The 19,881-nt window shown below is 33.4% G+C and carries 16 protein-coding genes; 2 read left to right on the top strand and 14 right to left on the bottom strand.

What is annotated here, in order from left to right:
* Positions 1-24 precede the first annotated feature (24 nt).
* The 3 genes from HQN85_RS01495 to HQN85_RS01485 all read right to left on the bottom strand — a co-directional run bounded on the left by HQN85_RS01495 (position 25) and on the right by HQN85_RS01485 (position 4,499).
* Positions 25-2,403 (bottom strand): ABC transporter permease, encoded by a 2,379-nt coding sequence (locus HQN85_RS01495; RefSeq protein ID WP_173268579.1) that lies wholly within the window; start codon positions 2,401-2,403, stop codon positions 25-27.
* A 56-nt stretch (positions 2,404-2,459) separates the two neighbouring features.
* Positions 2,460-3,158 (bottom strand): ABC transporter ATP-binding protein, encoded by a 699-nt coding sequence (locus HQN85_RS01490; RefSeq protein ID WP_173268578.1) that lies wholly within the window; start codon positions 3,156-3,158, stop codon positions 2,460-2,462.
* A gap of 96 nt (positions 3,159-3,254) precedes the next feature.
* The gene (locus HQN85_RS01485; RefSeq protein WP_173268577.1) at positions 3,255-4,499 is read right to left on the bottom strand and encodes an efflux RND transporter periplasmic adaptor subunit; all 1,245 of its coding nucleotides are present in this window, start codon (positions 4,497-4,499) and stop codon (positions 3,255-3,257) included.
* Between the two features lie 164 nt (positions 4,500-4,663).
* Here HQN85_RS01485 and HQN85_RS01480 point away from each other — a divergent pair, with 164 nt between their 5' ends.
* Together HQN85_RS01480 and HQN85_RS01475 are read left to right on the top strand one after the other, a co-directional pair.
* Positions 4,664-6,034 (top strand): sigma-54-dependent transcriptional regulator, encoded by a 1,371-nt coding sequence (locus HQN85_RS01480; protein WP_173268576.1) that lies wholly within the window; start codon positions 4,664-4,666, stop codon positions 6,032-6,034.
* Positions 6,035-6,057: 23 nt separating this feature from the next.
* The gene (locus HQN85_RS01475) at positions 6,058-7,416 is read left to right on the top strand and encodes a sensor histidine kinase (RefSeq protein WP_173268575.1); all 1,359 of its coding nucleotides are present in this window, start codon (positions 6,058-6,060) and stop codon (positions 7,414-7,416) included.
* A gap of 5 nt (positions 7,417-7,421) precedes the next feature.
* On the opposite strand, the gene HQN85_RS01470 is transcribed toward HQN85_RS01475, so the two are convergent.
* From HQN85_RS01470 to HQN85_RS01420, 11 genes are all read right to left on the bottom strand, one after another.
* On the bottom strand, positions 7,422-8,021 hold the full coding sequence (locus tag HQN85_RS01470; protein WP_173268574.1) for a CDP-alcohol phosphatidyltransferase family protein: 600 nt from the start codon (positions 8,019-8,021) through the stop codon (positions 7,422-7,424).
* 83 nt (positions 8,022-8,104) lie between these two features.
* Positions 8,105-9,376, bottom strand: a complete 1,272-nt coding sequence (locus HQN85_RS01465; protein WP_173268573.1) for a glucose-1-phosphate adenylyltransferase — start codon at positions 9,374-9,376, stop codon at positions 8,105-8,107.
* A gap of 12 nt (positions 9,377-9,388) precedes the next feature.
* Positions 9,389-10,795: a glycogen synthase gene (locus HQN85_RS01460; RefSeq protein ID WP_173268572.1), complete on the bottom strand. Its 1,407-nt coding sequence runs from the start codon at positions 10,793-10,795 to the stop codon at positions 9,389-9,391.
* A 189-nt stretch (positions 10,796-10,984) separates the two neighbouring features.
* Positions 10,985-11,779: a uroporphyrinogen-III C-methyltransferase gene (gene cobA, locus HQN85_RS01455; protein ID WP_173268571.1), complete on the bottom strand. Its 795-nt coding sequence runs from the start codon at positions 11,777-11,779 to the stop codon at positions 10,985-10,987.
* Between the two features lie 147 nt (positions 11,780-11,926).
* Positions 11,927-13,177 (bottom strand): sulfate adenylyltransferase subunit 1, encoded by a 1,251-nt coding sequence (locus HQN85_RS01450; RefSeq protein ID WP_173268570.1) that lies wholly within the window; start codon positions 13,175-13,177, stop codon positions 11,927-11,929.
* Between the two features lie 88 nt (positions 13,178-13,265).
* Entirely contained in the window at positions 13,266-14,171 is a 906-nt protein-coding gene (gene cysD, locus HQN85_RS01445) for a sulfate adenylyltransferase subunit CysD (RefSeq protein ID WP_173268569.1), read from the bottom strand.
* Between the two features lies 1 nt (position 14,172).
* A complete protein-coding gene (locus HQN85_RS01440; RefSeq protein ID WP_173268568.1) occupies positions 14,173-14,895 on the bottom strand; it encodes a phosphoadenylyl-sulfate reductase in 723 nt (240 codons plus the stop codon).
* Position 14,896: 1 nt separating this feature from the next.
* Positions 14,897-16,408 (bottom strand): TSUP family transporter, encoded by a 1,512-nt coding sequence (locus tag HQN85_RS01435; protein ID WP_173268567.1) that lies wholly within the window; start codon positions 16,406-16,408, stop codon positions 14,897-14,899.
* The gene (cobA, locus tag HQN85_RS01430) at positions 16,392-17,168 is read right to left on the bottom strand and encodes a uroporphyrinogen-III C-methyltransferase (RefSeq protein ID WP_173268566.1); all 777 of its coding nucleotides are present in this window, start codon (positions 17,166-17,168) and stop codon (positions 16,392-16,394) included. Before cobA (HQN85_RS01430) ends, HQN85_RS01435 begins: the two co-directional genes overlap by 17 nt.
* Entirely contained in the window at positions 17,165-19,258 is a 2,094-nt protein-coding gene (locus HQN85_RS01425; protein ID WP_173268565.1) for a HEPN domain-containing protein, read from the bottom strand. Before HQN85_RS01425 ends, cobA (HQN85_RS01430) begins: the two co-directional genes overlap by 4 nt.
* Positions 19,259-19,405: 147 nt before the next feature.
* Positions 19,406-19,834, bottom strand: coding sequence for an RrF2 family transcriptional regulator (locus HQN85_RS01420; RefSeq protein ID WP_173268564.1), 429 nt, complete (start codon positions 19,832-19,834; stop codon positions 19,406-19,408).
* Positions 19,835-19,881 lie beyond the last annotated feature (47 nt).

Raw genomic sequence — 19,881 nt, 5'->3', positions numbered from 1 at the left:
TTTAAATTTTTTATGACTTAGCAATTATTCGTATTTTAAAGCATCTACCGGATTTGCTTTAGCTGATTTAAATGCTTGGAAACTAATGGTAATCAATGCTATTGCTAAAGTTCCAAACGCTGCAATTGGTATAATCCACCAGCTTATTTCGGTATGAAATTCGAATTTAGTTAGCCATTTTCCCATCAAATAATAACTTAACGGAACAGCGATAACAATGGAAACCATAATCATTTTCACAAATGAGAATGACAGTAATTGCATCAAATTAAACAGGGAAGCGCCTAATACTTTTCTCACTCCAAACTCTTTTGTCCTTTGCTCTGCGCTATAGGCAACTAAGCCAAATAGCCCTAAACAAGAAACAAAAATTGCCAGTCCACCAAAAAGGTTAGAAAGAATTCCCAGCTTCTTTTCAGCATTATATTTCTCTAAATAAATAGAATTTAAGAAGCTAATTTCTGTAGGATAAGCCGGATTTAATCCTTTTGTGATTTTGGTAATTGTGGAAATATTTTGTGCAATTGAATTTGCTTCATTTAAACGCATTGTGATTGTTCCTGTTCTATTTTTATCAAAAAACACAACCATCGGATTATTCGATTTATAGGGAGAATCCCATACATAATCATCAAAAACACCTACAATAGTATATTTACTATCAAAAATAGTAACAGATTTTCCAATTGGATTTTTGTAACCAAAAGTCTTAATTGCAGATGCACTAACCATAATAGCGGCAGTATCTGAAGCAAAATTTTCTGAAAAATCTCTTCCTTCTATTAATTTAATTCCATTGGTTTTTATGAAATCATATGATGTACTCACTTGATTAAATAGCTGTGTATTTACTGCCTTAATCATTCCATCCCATTTTATATCTGCAAAATTTTGTCCGCGATGTGATAAACCTACAGATGATTGCGACACTGAGGTTACAGCTCCTGATTTTAGTAATTGTGATTTGATGACTTCAAATTTCGTTTTCAACTCACCATCTTGTGGAATTTCTACAAGTGCATTTACATCAAATCCAACTGGTTTATTTTTTATAAATTGTATCTGACGATAAATCACCAGTGTCGAAATAATCAATACGATTGCAAAACAAAACTGACCAACAACGAGCACTTGTCTTAAGTTGATTGCAAAAAGACCACCAGATTTGATTTTCTTTTTTAAAGTTTGAATTGGGTTAAAAGCAGACAAATAAAATGCGGGATAACTACCAGAAATTAATCCTGTTAAAATCACTATTCCTAAAATCCACATCCAGCTTGATGCTTTGAAATATCCTATACTTAATTTAATACCCAAAAGGTTATTGAAGGTAGGCAAGAGAATTTCTAATAAAGCAATGGCAACAATTATGGAAATAAAAGTTAATACCATCGACTCTGTTAAGAATTGCAAAATTAAAGAAGACCTATTTGCGCCAATAGTCTTTTTGATACCCACTTCTTTGGCACGTTTCTCAGACTTTGCCGTGGCCATATTCATAAAATTGATGCAAGCGATTAGTAAAATTCCAAATGCTAATCCAACAAACAAATAAATTTGCTCAATATCTCCACCAATACTTTTACCATTTTCAAACTTACCATAAAGATGAAGTTTACTAAAAGGATAAATCATATAAGGTTGCTCGGCTTGCTTTAAATGTGCCTTTACCACTTTAGCTATTTTTGCATTCACTTGATCAACATTAGCTTGAGGATCTAATGAAAGCATTGTTACAAAACTGAAATTCCCCCAGTTTAAATCTTTTGCACTTTGATCCACAGTTTCATAAAAAGCCCAAGGCATTAAGAAATCAAATTTTAATAATGGAGAAGTATTGTCTGGCATATCTTTAATTACTCCAGAAACCATCAAATCTTCCTTATTCTGATATTTAACTGTCCTGTTTAATATATTAGTTGAGCCAAATAATATTTTTGCTGTACTTTCGGTAAGAATAACTGATTTTGGATTTTGCAATGCAGTACTGGCACTTCCAGTAATAAACTGATAATCAAATAATTTTAAAATCTCTGGCTCTGCAAATTTCCCTAATTTCTTAAATCCATTTTCCCCAACTGCAATTAGAGCTTGTTTAAGGTAATTCATTCGTGCTAAATGCTTAATTTCTGGAACATCAGCTTTTAACAAAGGTCCAAGTGCAGTTGTAGAACCTTCAAAAGTATTAGCAATATTTCCATCATCACCTGGAATATTAGTCATTACCGTATAGATGTTCTCTGAATTTTTCGATTGTTTATCAAAATTTAACTCGTAAGTAACATATAACAGCAACATTAAACATGCAGCTAATCCAATAGACAAACCAATCACATTTATAAATGAAGAAGTTTTATTCTTCCACAAATTGCGTAAAGCGATTTTTATGTTGAGCTTAAACATTGTAATGTGTATTAAGTATTTAGATGAAATCTTTAATCCTAGGTCTCTTATCTTAATTAAATCAGTTCTTCTGTTCTTCCTTTATTAATTTTCTCAGAAATTACATGACCATCCTTTAGGTTGATAATTCTGTTAGAGAAACTCGCATCGTGACTAGAGTGCGTTACCATTACGATAGTTGTACCTGTTTCATTTAACTCACACAGCAATTCCATTACTTCATTACCATGGGTACTATCCAAATTTCCTGTCGGCTCATCGGCTAAAACTAATTTTGGTTTGGTAACTAAAGCACGTGCAACGGCAACACGTTGTTGCTGACCACCTGATAATTGCTGTGGAAAATGACTTGAACGATTTACAATATTCATTCGGCCTATAATTTCATTTACTAATTTTTTACGCTCACCTGCAGGAACTTTGTTATAAATTAAAGGCAATTCAATATTTTCAAACACCGTTAATTCATCAATTAAATTGAAGTTCTGAAACACGAAACCCATATTACGTTTTCTAAAATTCGAACGCTCTCTATCATTTAAGGTTAGCAGCTCAGTTTCTACAAATTTATAGCTACCACTTTCAGGTTTATCTAAAAGGCCCATTACGTTCAATAAAGTTGATTTTCCGCAACCCGAAGGTCCCATAATAGAAACAAATTCTCCTTCTTTCACATGAAGATTAATTCCATTTAACGCAGTAGTTTCGATTTCTTCTGTTTTGTAAACTTTTTCCAGATTTTCAATTTTTATCATTGCTGTATTTTTATCGGTTTATATTTTTAAAGGTTGGTGCTCCGATCAACGCACCTGATACAGAGCTTAACCAACCTAAATTTTCTTTTTTAAATTCTATTTATTAATTTCTATTACATCGTATTGATTAAACTGATCATATGATGATGTAATTACGTCTTCGTCTTTTTGCAATCCTTCCAAAACTTCGTAATACAAGTAGTTTTTACGTCCAATCTTCACATTTCTTTTTGTTGCTTTTCCATCCTTTACCACAAACACCCAACTTCCTCCAGTACTTTGAAAAAACTGTCCTTGAGCTAATAAAAGTGATTTGCTATTGTCAGATAAAGTCAATTTTACTTGCATTGATAATCCACGTCTTAATTCATCTGGCGATTTTCCTTCAAAAGATAGTTCTACTTGGAACTGTCCTGAAATAATTTCGGGAATTACTTTTCTAACTGTAAGTGAGTACGTTTTACCATTAAATTCACATTGAGCAGTCTGCCCTTCTTTTACGCGGTTGAGGTAATATTCATCCACACCAGCTTGTAATTTATAGCCTTGTAAAACATCAATTTTTCCAAGCATCTCATTTGCTCCATAAGATTTTCCGATGATGGGATCATAAGATGATAAACGACCAGAAACAGGTGCTTTAATCGTCATATTTTCAATATTCTGGCGGATAGTTTGCAAGCTTTCATTCATTCTAGAAATAGAAACCTCAATCTGCTGCAATTGCATCACACGACTTTGGTTTTCTTGTTTTACAGCTTGTTTTAATAGGGCTTTTCTACCTTGATAATATTCATAATCTTGGCTAGATGTATTGAATTCTTCTTTAGTGATTACTTTTTTTGAATATAAAGCACTATCAATTTTGTACTTACGAGTAGATGTTCTTAAGCTGTTTTCAATATCCATCATATCTTGGCTCATCACTCTTTGATTTTGCTCTAAATCCAATCTTAGCTTACGTAATTGATTAATTTGTTCTGTTATGCTAGTTTCACTTGAGGTATAGCTTGATAATGCGTTCGGATTAGCAATTCTTAATAATGGAGTTCCAGCAACAACAGTAGCACCGTTCTCTGTAAAAATTTGAGCGACTGTACCTCCTTCAGATGAACTTACAATTACTGAAGTTAATGGCACTACACTAGCGTTTAATAAAACAACATCTTCAAAATCGCCATATTGCACTTTACTAATGGTAATTTTATCAGCATCTGCTTTATATACTTTATTTAGAGATAAACTATATCCATAAGCAACTAAGCCAATAAAAACCACGGCACCAACCAGTATCAGGATTGTCTTTTTATTAAATTTCTTTTTCTGTATTACTTTGTCCATTTAAATATGTGTTATTATTGATGAGCCATTTGCCAAGTTTATGCCAAGAGGGAAATAAATTTTAATTTACTGTAAATCAAGTTATTAAAATTAATGCTCAAAATTTTATGTTCAATATCGAACAGTAGCTGTACATCATCGAACAGTTTCAATTATTTTTGAATATGATTGATGCAAATATTTTAGTAATTGATGATGACGATGACATACTTTTAAGCGCTAGGCTTTTTTTAAAACAGCATTTTAATCAAATACTTACCTGTAAATCTCCTAGAGAAATTAATGTATTGTTAAGTAAAAACGATGTTGATATCATTTTACTTGATATGAATTACCAAAAAGGAGCTAGTGATGGTCGTGAAGGATTGTATTGGCTTGAACATATTTTATCCATAGATAAAGATTATGTAGTCATTCTAATGACTGCTTTTGGCAATGTAGAATTAGCTGTTCAGGCAATAAAAAAAGGTGCAACAGATTTTATCCTTAAACCATGGGAAAACGAGAAATTATATGCAACGCTATCTGCAGCTGCTCGCTTAAGACAATCGAATAAAAAAGTAAAAAAATTAGAGAAAATACATACCTCAATGCAAAGCGATATGGCTCGAAAATTTGAGCACATTGTTGGCAATGATGATAGTGTACAACAACTCCAAAAAACATTATTGAAAGTAGCTCCGACAGATGCAAATGTTTTAATTTTAGGAGAAAATGGAACTGGAAAACAAGTTTTCGCCTATGAACTGCATAAAAATTCGCTAAGAAGAAAACAGTTTTTTATGCATGTAGATTTAGGTTCATTAAATGAAAACCTATTCGAAAGCGAATTATTTGGCTATGCAAAAGGTGCTTTTACAGATGCAAAAGAAGATAAACCTGGTCGCTTTGAAATGGCAGATGGTGGTACAATCTTTTTAGATGAGATTGGAAACCTTTCTTTACCACTACAAGCTAAATTATTAAGTGTTTTACAAAATCGTACAGTTACACGTTTAGGCGAAAGTAAGGAAAGAAAAATTGACGTCCGGTTAGTTAGTGCTACAAATATGCCTTTAAATGAAATGGTTGCAAAAGGAACATTTAGACAGGATTTATTGTTCCGCATTAATACTGTAGAATTACTTTTGCCACCTTTACGCCAGCGGGGTAATGATATTGTGCTTTTAGCTTATCATTTTTTAAACGTATTTGGTAATAAATATCATAAAACAATAAAAAGCATTCATGCTAAAGCAGAGCAAACGATGTTAAATTATAGTTGGCCTGGAAATATTCGCGAATTACAACACGTAGTGGAAAGAGCTATAATTATGGCCGATGGGCTGGAAATTACTGAAAATGATTTGCAATTATCTCCACAAAAATTTGGCAATCAAGCGGTTTTACAGGCCGATATGCCTTTAGAAGAAATGGAAAAAATGATGGTAAATAAAGCAATAGAAAAACACAAAGGAAATATTTCTAAAGCTGCTGCAGAATTAGGCCTAACTCGTGCTGCTTTATATCGCAGAATTGAAAAATTTGGATTGTAACTTATAATAACTCTCAATAAAAAATGTTTTACCAAAGATTTACCTTCCGCTTAATAAGCCGCGTGTTATTTATCAACTTGCTAGCTATAGTGTTGGTTTATCTAATCCATGCTACTCAATTATGGTTTACAATTACAGGGGTAAGCATTATTTTATTAGGTAGTATAATTTCGCTCTACTTTTATATTAATCAAATTAGAGATGATATTAAACGTTTCATATTAGCTGTTAAAACAAGAGATCATACTTTAAATTTTAAAAATAAAGCAACCAAAGGAAGTTTCCCAGAATTATACGAATCATTTAATGAAATTATTCAAATTCATAAAGATATACAGCTAGGACAAGATGCTATTTTTCAACTTATTAAAACCATACTAGAGCAAGTACCTGTAGGTGTAATTGTAGTTAAAAAAACCAAAACTGGAAATGAAAAATCTGAAATTTCCTTCTTCAACTTAGCAGCTAGCAATTTATTAAATGTTCCTGCATATAGCTACTGGCATCGATTTGAACAACATTTACCAATTTTTGCTCAAGAAATAGAAAAGATAGATTTGGGTGGCAAACGTTTTCTAGAATTAAAAATACAGGATAAATTTATTCAACTTTCTATAGAAGTTATTCCTCTTAACCTTTATGGTTCCGATCATATTATCATCTCATTTCAAAATATTAAAGATGAAATTGAACAAAAAGAAACTGAAGCTTGGAATCGTTTAATTGGTGTTATTTCTCATGAAATTTTAAATTCTATCACTCCTATTAGTTCGCTTTCAGCTACTGTTAACCAAATGATTAGTGATAAAACAAGTTTAAACAACGAAGATTTAGCAGATTTAAAACCAGCTTTACAAACCATTAAACGTCGCTCTGAAGGTTTATTAGATTTTGTTAAAGATTATAGATTAATTGCTGAATTACCTACCCCAAATGCCGAACAACATAGCGTTGGTGAAATTTTACAACATGTAAAAGTGTTAATGCAACCAATGGTGAGCGCAAAACATATTAAACTACAAGTATTACAAACATCATCGAAAATTTCCTTACAAATTGATTTTAAATTGGTTGAGCAAGCACTAATAAACCTAATTACCAATAGTGTATATGCGCTAGAAGATGTAGAACAACCTGTTATTGAAATTACTTACCGTTTAGCGCACAATAAAGTTTATATCGATGTAATTGATAATGGTAAAGGAATTGAAGCGAGCAATATTGAGAAAATATTTGTTCCTTTTTATACGACTCGAAAAAATGGATCTGGTATTGGTTTAACTATTACTCGCAATATCATGAAAATGCATAGAGGTAGTTTAGAGGTAAATTCTATCCCAAATCAACAAACAACATTTTCATTGGTATTTAATTATGCTTAAGGATTTTAGCTATTTAAATACTTACTCTTTTTAAATTTAATTCCTTTTCTAATTAGAATAGCATGATAAAAACTTGGAATATCATGTGTCCATTTAGGTAAAAATAAGATGATTAAAATTACATCCAATTGTGAAATTAGACCTAAAATAATACAGATTTTCATCATCCATCCGCTGTATGCGAAACCTAAAATAGAAGTAAAAGTAGCTAACAATGTAAGTCCCCAAATTTTAGACACAAATGCATGTGTGCATGTTTCTTTACCAAATTTGATTAAACTCACCCCATAGCATAATGCTTCCATAAAAATAACTGCAAACATACCAATTAAATTTTCTTTAATTAATTCTGGATAAATTAAATAACAGCTTACAGCAATACTGAGCCAAAAAATCAAATCTGTTTGACTATCTAACCTTCGCATTTTTTCAGTATCGATTTTCATTTTTCTAGCTATAATTCCATCAAAAATATCAGAAATTAAACCCAAAAACATTAACACTAAAACTATAAAAGAAGCATATTCTGTCATAAAATAAGAAAGTAGCAATACAGTTGGTGCTAATAAAAATCTAAATAGAATTAATAAATACGGTATGCTCATAAGTAGGGATGGGTTAGATTTTTCAAGGTAACAAAAAGCCCTTACTTTTCAGTAAAGGCTTGTATTTATCAAAAACGAAAGTATTAAATAACAGTTCCATTTGGTATGGTCGCACCTTTTTTAACTACAACAATACCATCTTTCACAACATATAATCCATAATCGCCTTCAGTTAAATGACTACCGCCATTAATGCGTACATCATTTCCAATACGACAATTTTTATCTACAATTGCATTATTAATATAACAACGATCGCCAATACCCAATAGTGGTTGACCAGCACTTGAAGCTTCTTGTATTTCTGCTAAAGTTTGATAATGGTCGCTACCCATTACATATGTATTTGCAATAGTTGTTCCTTTACCAATTCTAGATCGAATACCTAAAACTGCTCTTTCTACCCTACTAGCTTGTATAATACAGCCTTCAGAAACAATAGTTTTTTCTAAAGTTGTACCTGATACTTTTGACGGCGGTAACATCCTTGCTCGAGTAAATATGGTATGTGCATTGTCAAACATATTAAAATGAGGAAGCTCATCTGTTAAACCAAGGTTAGCCTCAAAAAATGAAGAAATATTACCAATATCTGTCCAATAACCTTCATATTGATAACTTAAAACATGATTACTCAATAATGATCTAGGAATAATTTCTTTACCAAAATCTTTCTCCTCAGGGTTTTCATTCAACAGTTTAATCAATATATCACGATTAAAAATGTAAATACCCATTGATGCTAAATAATTTCTTCCAGCACCTTTCATTTCATCACTTGTTTCAGAGGTCCAATCTGGTAATAAATCTGCTTTAGGTTTTTCGATAAAAGAAGTGATAAAACTTTCTTCATCAGTTTTTAAAATACCAAAGTCAGTTGCATCTGAAGCATTTACTGGAATAGTAGCGATAGAAATTTCTGCTTTTTTATCAATATGGGCATTTAGCATTGCTTTAAAATCCATTTGATACAATTGATCACCTGATAAAATCAGTATGTAATCAAATTCATGATTTACAATGTGATGCATACATTGTCTCACTGCATCTGCTGTACCCTGAAACCATGTTGGATTTTCTGGTGTTTGCTCTGCAGCTAAAATATCTACAAATGCTTTAGAAAAATGGCTAAAGTGATAGGTATTTTTAATATGTTTATTTAAAGAAGCCGAGTTAAACTGAGTAAGCACAAACATGCGGTGAATACCAGAGTTTAAACAGTTAGAAATTGGAATATCAACTAAACGATACTTACCACCTATTGGTACAGCAGGTTTTGAACGGGTTTGTGTTAGCGGAGATAATCTTGATCCTTGGCCGCCACCAAGAATTACACCCAATACTTTGTCGGTCATATCTATTTAGTTTTATATCTGATATACATCAATATACTGTTGAGCAGCTCTATCCCATGAATGGTCTAAAGTCATGATAAACTTACGAATTTCTTTCACTTTTTTCTGATCTAAAAATAAATCAAAAGCCCTTCCAATGGCATGTCCTACGTCCCAAATACTAGTTTGATCGTGGCAAATCCCAAAGCCTCCATCACCAATATCTATTACCGTATCTTTTAATCCACCAATGCGCCTAACAATTGGAATTGTACCGTAACGCAACGCATACATTTGATTTAAACCACAAGGTTCAACTCTCGATGGCATTAAAAGAAAATCAGCTCCTGCATAAATTTGGTGAGATAATGCTTCATTATATCCTATATAAGCGTTGTATTTTCCAGGAAATTGATGAGTTAAAGCATTTAATCTATCTTCCACGTCTGTTTCTCCTGAACCTAATACCAAAATATTGATTTCGCCATCACTTTGCTGTAGTGCATTATAAAAGATTTCTGGTAATAAATCTGCTCCTTTTTCTCCGACTAATCTCCCAATAAAAGTATAAAGGGGTTTTGTTGGATCTAGATTGAAAACATTACATAACTCCTCTTTGTTTGCTTTTTTTCCATTTTCTACTGTTCGAATAGTAAATCCTTTAGTTAGCATTGGATCTTTTTGTGGATTCCAAACTTCATTATCAATACCATTTAAAATACCTACAGATTTTCCTCGTTCCTGGGCAAACAAATTCTCCAATCCATTTGCTTTATGGCTAATTTCTTCTAAATAACTTGGTGAAACCGTGGTAATCCTCCAAGCACATTTTATAGCAGATGCTAAAGGATTGATAGAATTATCCCAATCCAATTTACTGGTATTGCGTAAATCAAAAGATGGTAAATAATGTAATTTATCCCAACCAAATTGACCTTGATATTGAGCGTTATGAATGGTTAAAATGGTAGGAATATGATTTAAGTGACGGTAATTATGACAATTTCCCAGCATAAAAGGAATTAAACCTGTATGATGATCATGGCAATGAATTACATTTGGTTGATGTTCCCACTGCGCAATCCAATCTAATGCAGCAATTTGAAAAGCTAAAAAACGTTCTGTATCATCATCGTATCCATATACTTTATCGCGATCTAGTAAATCGGCAATATGTACTAAAAATAAATCGAAGCCTAGTTTGTTGGTTTTTTCCCTAAATATTCTTACTTGATAATTAGCAGCGCCTAATCTCACCCAACCATCATACACTACTTCAAATTCATTTTGATGTAAGAACTTGGTATTGTAAGCTGGCATTACCACTTTAGCGACATGACCTAACTTATTTTGATATTTAGGTAGAGCTCCAACAACATCACCTAATCCGCCAACTTTAGCAACCGGATAACATTCTGCACTGAAGTGTATAATTTCCATAAGTAGAGGTTTCAAAAACTTAGTCAAAATAGGCAATAGATTGAGTATTGCAAACATTTCTAAAAAATAATTTTCAAAATTCTAATATTAGAAAAGGTATTTAATGATAAAAATATATCAAAAAGAAAAGCCCTGATAAACTACCAGAGCCTTTACAACAAAACAAAAAAATAAGTAAAATAAGACGTACTATTCTTCTTGTGAAAGAATAGCGTAAAACTCTTTTATTGCATTAAATTGAGGATGTAGAGATACCACGTTTCCAAATACCAATAGTGCTGGAGAACTAATATTTTTTTCGATAATGAGTTCTTCTATCGTATCTACAACGCCAATCACTACATTTTCTTTAACAGATGAACCATTTTCTATCACAGCTACTGGTAAATTATCCTTTCCTTCTGCTTTAAATATCGAGGCGATTTCTGCAATCTTTTCTACTCCCATTAACACTACAATGGTAGCATTAGATTTTGCGGCTACATGTAAATCTGGTGAGATTTCTCCAGCAGCATTTGTTCCTGTAACTACCCAAAAACTTTCACTAAGTGTGCCATAAACCATAGGGATTTTTTGCAAACCCGGTACGCCTAAAGCACTTGAAACTCCTGGAACAATTTCAGTCGGAATGCTATATGATTCTGCAACATCTATTTCTTCGTAACCACGAGCAAAAACAAATGGGTCTCCACTTTTAAGTCTAACCACATGTCCGTAGTTTAAAGCGTAATCAATCATTAATTTGTTGACTAATTCTTGAGAGAAAGACTCATCACCTGAACGTTTACCTACATACACTTTAATCGCTTTTTCTGGAGCATAATTTAACAAAGCTTCATTTACCAAGGCATCATACAACACAACATTTGCAGTTTTTAAAGCTTTAACACCTTTTAATGTTAACAAATCTGGGTCTCCCGGACCAGCACCTACCAAAGTAATTTTTGGTTCAATTGTAGTTTTTTCTAGCTGCTTTATAATCATCACTCAACGAATTAATATAACAATAAACAAATATACAATAATATCTATAGAATTAGTAGTATTAATTTAAAAATAGATTGCTCCTGAAAAACTTGACACTAATAAACGTTCCATTGTAATTGCTTCATCTTCGCAATGACGATGTGATCACTCTACAGCTGCTCTAAACATTAAAGCGCCTACTGTTAAATTTGTACGACTATCTACCAAAATTGCCGAACCATTCGTGCGGTTTTCATTATAAAGGTCAAATGATAAAGCTTCAGCAGTTTTAAGAATTACTCTACCAATATCATTCAATTTAAACTCCTCGGCATTGTGTTTTTCTAATGTATTGATATCCACTTTGTGCAAAATTTCACTGATTTTACATTTAATTGTCTTACTATTATGCTGAACTAAATATACTAATGATGTATCTAATGCTCGACTATCCATCCAGCATAAATCAGCTTCTATAAGTTTGGTATCGTGTGGCAAAGCCGATGAATTTACAATACTATCTCCTCTGCTAATGTCAATATTATCTTTAAGATGAATAATAACCGACTGACCAGCAAGCGCTTCTTTTAATTCATGATCAAAAAATTCTATTTTACTGATAGATGATGTAGCTCCAGATGGTAATACGGTTATTTTATCGTTCACTTTAAATGTACCACTTAATACACGACCTGCATATCCTCTATAATCATGCAATTCATCTGTTTGAGGTCTAATTACCCATTGCACAGGAAAACGTGCTTGAGTTAAATTTTCCTGATGATCGGTATCTACTTTTTCTAGAAAATGCAATAAACTTTCTCCTTCATACCATTGCATATTAAAGGAAGGCTGGACAATATTATCACCTTTTAATGCACTCACCGGAATATAAGTAACATCTTCTAAGTTGAGTTGCTGTGCTAATATTTTATATTTATTGGTAATGGCGTCGAACATGGTTTCACTATAATCAACCATATCCATTTTATTAACACACACCACAATGTGTTTAATTCCCAACAGGGAAACTAAATAAGAATGACGAATAGTTTGCTCAACAACCCCATTTCTAGCATCTATTAAAATGATAGCTAAATTCGCTGTTGATGCACCCGTAACCATGTTTCTGGTATATTGAATGTGGCCCGGAGTATCGGCTATAATAAATTTTCTCTTATCGGTCTGAAAGTATTTATAGGCCACATCAATAGTAATTCCTTGTTCGCGTTCTGCTCTTAGCCCATCGGTTAAAATGGCTAAATCTATTGTTCCATCATCGTTTTTACGATTAGAATTTTGTAATGCTTCTAATTGATCTGCTAAAATGGAATCTGTATCGTATAACAAGCGGCCAATAAGGGTACTTTTACCATCATCTACACTACCTGCTGTAAAAAATTTTAATATGTTCATATTGTTGGTTGTTTAGATGATTGGTTGTTTGGTTGTTTGGAAGGAATAAGCCTAACCAACTAAAACCCAAAACAACTAACCAACTAGATTAAAAATATCCGCCTTTTTTTCTGTCTTCCATTGCGGCTTCAGAAACTTTATCATCCATACGAGCGCCACGTTCTGATATTTTAGAATCACTTATTTCTTGGATAATATCATCAATTAAATCAGCATCGGATTCTACGGCAGCAGTACAAGACATATCTCCTACTGTACGGAAACGCACTTTTTTATTCACTACAACATCTTCATGATCCATATTTAAAAATGGAGAGGCTGCCATTAACTGACCATTTCTTGTAATACAATCGCGTTGGTGCGCAAAATAAATACTTGGCAATTCAATTTTTTCTCTGCGGATATAATTCCAAACATCAAGCTCTGTCCAATTACTTATGGGAAAAACACGCACATTTTCGCCCTTATGAATTTTACCATTGTAAATATTCCATAACTCTGGTCGTTGGCGCTTTGGATCCCATTGACCAAATTCATCTCTTACTGAAAAAATACGCTCTTTTGCCCTGGCTTTTTCTTCATCTCTTCGAGCGCCGCCAATGCAGGCATCAAAACCATTTTCTAAAATTGTATCTAATAGTGTAACTGTTTGCAATGTATTTCTACTTGCATTTTTACCAGTTTGTTCTATTACTTTTCCTTCATCTATTGATTTTTGTACCGAACCCACTATTAATTTTTCGCCAATTCTAGCTATCATTTTATCACGATAATCAATGGTTTCTTCAAAATTATGTCCTGTATCAATATGTACCAATGGAAAAGGAAATTTACCAGGTCTAAACGCTTTTTCTGCCAAACGCACTAGTGTAATAGAATCTTTACCGCCAGAAAAAAGCAGTGCAGGTTTCTCAAATTGCCCCGCTACTTCACGTAAAATGTGAATAGCCTCGGCTTCTAGTTCATCTAAATAATCTAAATTATATCTACTCATCTTAACTCTCTACTTTTAATTCGGTTGTTGAATGCAACCCACACTCTTTTTTGGATTGATCTTCCCACCACCATCTTCCTGCTCTAAAATCCTCTCCAGGTTGTACAGCTCTTGTACATGGAGCGCAACCAATGCTCGGAAAACCTTTATCGTGCAACGTATTGTAAACTATGTTATTTTCTTTTATGTATTGCTTTACCTCGTCTAAAGTCCAGTTAAAAATTGGATGAAATTTTAAGAGTTGATTGCCTTCATCCCATTCCAAATCCTTCATGTCTTCTCTATTCGGACTTTGCTCTGCTCTAATTCCTGTTATCCAAATCTCATTACCGTTTAAGGCTCGCTTTAATGGTTCTATTTTTCGGACATAACAACATTCTTTTCTGTTCTCTACAGATTCATAAAAACTATTTGGCCCTTTCATATTGACCATATTTTGTACTAAATCTGTTTGCGGATAATAGGCGTGAATAGGTTGCTGATAAACTTCTAATGTTCTATTCCATACGTAATAGGTTTCTGGAAATAAACGACCTGTTTCTAACGTGAACACCTTAATAGGAATGTTGTTCGCAAAAATAAGATGCGTTATGACCTGATCTTCCCAACCAAAACTTGTACTAAACACTATTTTTCCTTCAAACTTGCGAGCCAAATACCACAACTTATCTATTGTTGTTAAACCTGTTAATTCTGCTTTTATATTTTTTTCTAATTGCTCCATCTTAAATCAATTTTAAAATGAAAAGAATTACACTTCTCGCACTCACCAACATTACAATAATACCTACCGCTACCATAATGGTTTTTGCAGAAATTTTATTAGAAACTTTTGCCGCTATTGGTGATGCTAAAGCACTTCCTATAATTAGTCCCAAAACTGCTTCCCAATAACGACCACCTAACATGGTGAAAAATGTTAGCGAACTTAAAGTGGCAATAAAAAAACGTGAAATCTTTACTGTTCCTAAAGAAAATAAAGGATGTCTACCACCTGCAATTAACGATGAAAGTACAATTGATCCCCATCCGCCACCGAAGGCTGCATCTATAAATCCTCCAAAAAAACCTAAAACCCCAATTTTCTTTATTTTATTTTCTGCTTTTTTTCTTCGGATATTAAAGGCTTTCATTAAAATAATTCCGCCTAAAATGAGCGTATAAATTGCTACAATAGGTTTTGTGTACTGACTGTAATGTTCTAATGATGATAATAAATAAGCGCCTAAAACCGCCCCAACTATCGCTGGAAGAATTAATAATTTAAATAGTTTCCAGTTCACATTTCCCATTCTAAAGTGCATCCATCCGGCTATGCCATTACTTAAAACTTCAGAAATATGAATAGCCATGCTGGCTGATGCTGGCGGCAAACCCATTGCTAATGAGAAAGATGCAGAGGTTACACCATACGACATTCCAATTGCACCATCTATCATTGCAAAAACAAATCCTGCTCCTAAAAACCAGTAAAATAATGGATCAATGTGAATAAGGAATGATTGGAATTCAGGTTCTGTATTCCACAATGTCAAACCTACAGCACCCAATAAAACTACAACAGATAACCATATTAATCTGTTAATATTAGTTTCCAAAAAGCTTTTTTTAGGATTTATTAAGCTTTCTGTAACCTTGTTCAGTTTTTTCACTTTTACAGCAAAATCACCATTCAATGTTTGGCGCAACGCACTCATGTTTTGCAATGTGGTGTCTAATTCGGCTGGCAAACTCTCATTTAAGATTTGTTTTAAACGTTTTGCTATTGTTGGAGATTTTCCGTTGGTAGAAATTGCAATCTTTAAATCTCCTTTTTGAACGATAGAACCTAAATAAAAATCACACAATTCTGGTTTATCAGCAACATTAATTAATAGGCCTCTATCGTGTGCTGCATATCTGATTTTTTCATTTAAATCATTGTTATTAGTCGCTGCAAATACAATATCAATATCATTCAAATCGGTAGCATCAAAACCTTTTTCTTTCAGTTTTATACTAGGATGATTTGCCAAAAGCTCCTTAAACTCTAAAGAAACTGTAGTCGCAACAACTGTAACTCTCGCGTATTGACTGTTGTTTAAAATAGCCTTTAACTTTTCTAAACCAATATTACCTGCACCAATTAATAATGTGCGCAACTGATTCAGTTTTATAAAAACTGGAAACAGCTGATTTCCTTCTTCTCGTTGAGAAAAAGCCACATGATCAGTTTGTAGGTTAGGCAATGGAAGCATAGTTTTTAATTAACGATTTAAATGATGGATGAAGTGATACTACTTCTCCAAAAATTAATAATGCAGGTGCTTCAATTTTTTCCTTCTTAACGATCTCGCGAATTGAATCAACTGTACCAACTACTAGTTTTTCATCCTCAGATGAGCCATTTTGCACTACTGCAGCAGGTAAATTATGTTTACCCGAAGCTTTAAAAATCTCTACAATCTCAGGCAATTTCTTTAAACCCATTAATATAATTACGGTTGCTTTTGAATTCGCAGCTTGATAAATATCTTCCGAAATTTCGCCAGATGTAGTCATACCTGTAATTACCCAAAAGCTTTCACTCATACCACGATGGGTAACTGGAATTTGTTGCAAACCAGGTACACCAATAGAACTCGAAATACCAGGAATAACGCTTACTGGAATGCTATATGAAGCAGCATAATCTAATTCCTCATATCCTCTGCCAAACACAAATGGATCTCCACCTTTTAAACGCACTACATGCCCATAGTTTAAAGCGTAATCGATCATTAATTTATTAATCGCATCTTGAGCATACGAATGCTCTCCAGAACGTTTGCCCACATAAACCTTAATCGAATTTATAGGTGCATAAGTTAGCAAAGCTTCGTTAGTTAAGGCATCATACAATACTACATCGGCAGTTTGTAGCGCTTTTACTCCTTTTAAGGTTAATAATTCTGGATCTCCAGGACCTGCACCTAAAAGTGTTATTTTTGGTTCTTTATTTATTTTTTGCTCTATCATGATAGTAATGCTGTTGATCTAACGGCCTTAACTTGTTCTAAAAATTGATTTGCTGTGGCCAAATATTCCTGTGCAAATGCCGCAGATGGTTCGTTCTTATTAATTTTTAAAACCAAATCAGAAAAACTAGTTCCGAAAGCAAATTCTTCAGTGGTTACATAATGATTATCAAATTCACGAATTACCCCAATTTGAGTGCTACTATTGATGCCTTTATCAAGTAACAAAGCTTTAGCGCCACTCACAAATACACTATATGCATGGTAAATTGCGTCAGCAAAGGCACGCTCATTTAAAGCTTGTTTTGCCCAATTAAATTTTTCTTCTGCTTCTAATAACAAGGTCGCAACCAAATCAATTACCACACCCGCACATTCCCCAACACCAATTGCAGTTTGAAAAACTTCTTCATGTCCCCAATCCACAAATTCTTCTGTTTTGAGCGTAGTTAAATCTGCCAAAGGTTTTAATAGCTGGTAGAAATGATCTTTCCCCTTTCTATCATAGTACAGATGAAAGTTCTCATCAACCAAATTATTAGCTTTAAAATCATTCAGAATAAAATGTAAAACTTGTGTTGCCCTTTTTGATGGAACCTTAATTACACGTTCGGCTACTCTACCTACTCCATCACCAACGGTACCGCCACCTAACATAACTTGTACTGCTGGCACCACTTTACCTTCTGCTTTTACTGAACTTCCATGAAAACCAATTTCGGCCAAACCATGCTGACCGCAAGAATTCATACAGCCGCTAATTTTTATTTTGATATTTTTCTCATAAATAAACTCCGGAAAATCTTCGTAAATCACTTCCTCTAAGACTTCTGCTAAAGTCATGCTGTTTGATATGCCAAGATTACAGGTATCAGTACCTGGGCAAGTAGTAATGTCTGCTAAACTGTCAAAACCTGCATTAGCAAAACCGATAGTAAATAATGCGTTATATAATGATGGAAGTGCATTTTCTTCCACAAACTTTAATAATAAGCCCTGATTTTGGGTAACTCTTATTTCATCTGCTACAAACGGCTCAATAGCACGGATAAATGCTCTTGCCCTATCAGTTTTAATATCGCCTACTTGCACTTTTACATATACACCAAAATATCCACGCTGCTTTTGTTCAAATACATTTGTGGCCAACCAATGTTGGTAATGGTTTTCATTAGTAATTTCTACTGGCGGATAATTTTGACTTATTGGCAAAACAGGCTGAGATACTGCAGTTAAATCTATTTTGAAGGTTTTTACTTTGTTGGCTAATTGTTCTTCTTTAACCAAATGTAAAACTTCTTCTATCTCTAATTTTTGGACTAAATATTTTAAACGAGCTTTATTTCTATTGGTACGTTCACCATAGCGGTCAAAAACTCTTAACACCGATTCAGAAAAAGGAATTAACTGGTCTTCTGGCAAAAACTCATAAATTGGAGCTGCTAAAAACGGTTGTGCACCTAATCCGCCTGCAAATAAAACTTTAAAGCCACGTTCGCCGTTTTCATTTATTTTAGGAATAAAACCTAAATCATGAATGTAACTAAATGCTGTATCCTTATCACTACTCGAAAATGAGATTTTGATTTTCCTACCCATCTCCTGGCAAATAGGATTGCGCAAAAAATAGGCAAATACGGCATGTGCATAAGGCGAAACATCAAAAGGTTCTTCTGGGTCTATACCTGAAGTTGGCGATGCGGTTACATTACGGACGGTATTTCCGCATGCTTCTCTAATCGTTACATCATCTTGTTCTAATTTTGCCCAAAGTTCTGGCGTTCTATCTAAACTCACATAGTGAATTTGTATATCCTGACGGGTTGTAAGGTGCAAATTTCCACTTCCATATTCATCAGCAATATCCGCAATGCGCAGAAATTGTTTAAAAGTTACCTTACCAAATGGCAATTTAATACGAACCATCTGTACTCCAGACTGTCTTTGTCCGTAAATACCACGAGCTAAGCGTAAACTCCTAAAACGTTCGTCGTGAATTTTACCAGAGCGAAAATCATTAATCTTTTTTTCAAGATCGATGATATCTTTTTCTACAATAGGATTTTCTAATTCTGTTCTAAAACTCTGCATAAAGTTATTTTTCGCCAAATATCATTTGCTTTAGACCACCTATTTGTAAGCAAAACAAATAATGATTTGGCAAATATATATAAAGTACATAGAATTAGTAGACTTTATTTATAAAATAATTTTCAACAAGATAAATAGTGTTTTAATTTAGGCTGGTAGCTTTTCTCTTTCGATAATATTAGCTATGCTAGTTTCGCTTAAAACCTTTAAGCTAGCATCTCTAACATCAATAAATGCCTTACGAATACCGCAAGTTACTTCATCATGGCATTCTTCACATTTGTGATAAAATTTTAAACTGGCACATGGTACCATTGCAATCGGACCATCCGTAATACGTAAAATATCTACCAAGTAAATATCTTCTGGATTTTTATTTAGGCTATAACCACCTCCAGCTCCTTTTTTACTGTATAAATATCCCGCATTGCGGAGATCTAGCAAGATTTGTTCTAAAAATTTCTTTGGAATATGCTCTTCCTCTGCGATACGAGCGATTTGCATTGGTGGTTGAGATAGGTTCTTCCCTAAAACTACCAGCGCTTTTATAGCGTACTTTGTTTTCTTGGATAGCATATAAAAACAAAGCTAATATTAAAATGCGAGTTTTGAAAAAAATTCAT

The organism is Pedobacter boryungensis (assembly GCF_013204825.1).
In the GTDB taxonomy this organism is placed as follows: domain Bacteria; phylum Bacteroidota; class Bacteroidia; order Sphingobacteriales; family Sphingobacteriaceae; genus Pedobacter; species Pedobacter boryungensis.
This window is presented reverse-complemented; position numbering and strand designations above follow the sequence as displayed.

Bases quoted from the DNA above. Each gene is read 5' to 3' on its own strand.
- HQN85_RS01495 (WP_173268579.1), bottom strand. From the start codon at position 2,403: ATGTTTAAGCTCAACATAAAAATCGCTTTACGCAATTTGTGGAAGAAT.
- HQN85_RS01490 (WP_173268578.1), bottom strand. From the start codon at position 3,158: ATGATAAAAATTGAAAATCTGGAAAAAGTTTACAAAACAGAAGAAATC.
- HQN85_RS01485 (WP_173268577.1), bottom strand. From the start codon at position 4,499: ATGGACAAAGTAATACAGAAAAAGAAATTTAATAAAAAGACAATCCTG.
- HQN85_RS01480 (WP_173268576.1), top strand. From the start codon at position 4,664: ATGATTGATGCAAATATTTTAGTAATTGATGATGACGATGACATACTT.
- HQN85_RS01475 (WP_173268575.1), top strand. From the start codon at position 6,058: ATGTTTTACCAAAGATTTACCTTCCGCTTAATAAGCCGCGTGTTATTT.
- HQN85_RS01470 (WP_173268574.1), bottom strand. From the start codon at position 8,021: ATGAGCATACCGTATTTATTAATTCTATTTAGATTTTTATTAGCACCA.
- HQN85_RS01465 (WP_173268573.1), bottom strand. From the start codon at position 9,376: ATGACCGACAAAGTATTGGGTGTAATTCTTGGTGGCGGCCAAGGATCA.
- HQN85_RS01460 (WP_173268572.1), bottom strand. From the start codon at position 10,795: ATGGAAATTATACACTTCAGTGCAGAATGTTATCCGGTTGCTAAAGTT.
- cobA (WP_173268571.1), bottom strand. From the start codon at position 11,779: ATGATTATAAAGCAGCTAGAAAAAACTACAATTGAACCAAAAATTACT.
- HQN85_RS01450 (WP_173268570.1), bottom strand. From the start codon at position 13,177: ATGAACATATTAAAATTTTTTACAGCAGGTAGTGTAGATGATGGTAAA.
- cysD (WP_173268569.1), bottom strand. From the start codon at position 14,171: ATGAGTAGATATAATTTAGATTATTTAGATGAACTAGAAGCCGAGGCT.
- HQN85_RS01440 (WP_173268568.1), bottom strand. From the start codon at position 14,895: ATGGAGCAATTAGAAAAAAATATAAAAGCAGAATTAACAGGTTTAACA.
- HQN85_RS01435 (WP_173268567.1), bottom strand. From the start codon at position 16,408: ATGCTTCCATTGCCTAACCTACAAACTGATCATGTGGCTTTTTCTCAA.
- cobA (WP_173268566.1), bottom strand. From the start codon at position 17,168: ATGATAGAGCAAAAAATAAATAAAGAACCAAAAATAACACTTTTAGGT.
- HQN85_RS01425 (WP_173268565.1), bottom strand. From the start codon at position 19,258: ATGCAGAGTTTTAGAACAGAATTAGAAAATCCTATTGTAGAAAAAGAT.
- HQN85_RS01420 (WP_173268564.1), bottom strand. From the start codon at position 19,834: ATGCTATCCAAGAAAACAAAGTACGCTATAAAAGCGCTGGTAGTTTTA.